Origin of the sequence: Vibrio sp. Vb0304, assembly GCF_033338995.1 — a bacterium.
GTDB classification, from domain to species: domain Bacteria; phylum Pseudomonadota; class Gammaproteobacteria; order Enterobacterales; family Vibrionaceae; genus Vibrio; species Vibrio alginolyticus.
The window spans coordinates 1-1,195 of sequence record NZ_JAWOTT010000222.1 but is presented as its reverse complement, the minus strand read 5'-3'; the positions used below and the strand labels follow the sequence as shown (position 1 = coordinate 1,195).

Sequence of the window (1,195 nt, the reverse complement as noted above, 5' to 3'; positions counted from 1 at the left end):
TTTAGAACTAGAGCATTAAACATAAGGTTCTCCGAGTGTGCGATAGCGCGGCAGGAATGCCACGAGCAGCAAGCCATTAACTGCCTGTAAGTGTATGCCTTCTTTATTTATGAATAAAATGAAACTTCATCATCTAATTTATGCGTTTTTTGCATAAATTATAGGGTGCCTAATAAAAGAAAAGGCGACATAAGATGCCGCCTTAAGTGTAATACCAAATTTTGCTGGTATTGGTTGATTACCTAACTGGTGATGTTAAGGGCTACGGGCGCTCAAAGACAGTAGCGATACCCTGACCAAGACCGATACACATGGTCGCAAGGCCGTATTTGGCGTCCTTGGCTTCCATTAGGTTGATAAGCGTTGTTGAGATACGTGCACCAGAACAACCCAATGGGTGACCTAGAGCAATCGCGCCGCCATTCAGGTTCACTTTTTCGTCCATCACCTCAAGCAGACCTAGGTCTTTCGCACATGGCAGAGATTGCGCTGCAAACGCTTCGTTTAGCTCGACAACGTCCATATCTTCAATTGCAAGGCCTGCACGTTTCAGCGCTTTTTGCGTTGCAGGTACAGGGCCGTAGCCCATGATGGATGGATCGCAACCTGCGATCGCCATGCCTTTGATTCGTGCGCGAATCTTCAAACCAAGTTCATTGGCTTTCTCTTCGCTCATGATCAGCATTGCGGATGCACCATCAGATAAAGCGGAAGACGTGCCGGCTGTTACAGTACCGTTCGCTGGGTCGAATACCGGACGAAGTTGAGACAGACCTTCAACGGTGGTCTCTGGACGAATCACTTCATCGTAATCTAACTGGAACAACGTACCGTCTGCTGCGTGGCCTTCGGTTGGTAGGATTTCGTTTTTAAAGCGACCTTCCAATGTTGCTGCGTGAGCACGAGCATGAGAGCGCGCCGCAAACTCATCTTGTTGCTCACGGCTGATACCATGAAGCTTACCAAGCATTTCAGCGGTTAAACCCATCATACCAGCGGCTTTGGCGACATTTTTCGACATGCCAGGATGGAAGTCTACACCGTGGTTCATTGGTACGTGACCCATGTGCTCGACACCACCGATCAGGCAAATTTCCGCGTCACCTGTCATGATTGCACGAGTACCATCATGCAGCGCTTGCATAGATGAGCCACACAGACGATTCACGGTTACTGCGCCAATCTCAATTGGTAG

At 48.6% G+C, this 1,195-nt stretch carries 1 protein-coding gene; it reads right to left on the bottom strand.

The features are described from left to right. Positions 1-262: 262 nt before the first annotated feature. Positions 263-1,195: acetyl-CoA C-acyltransferase FadA (fadA, locus tag R7P35_RS25150; RefSeq protein ID WP_318093123.1), on the bottom strand; the 933-nt coding region annotated here is incomplete at its 5' end.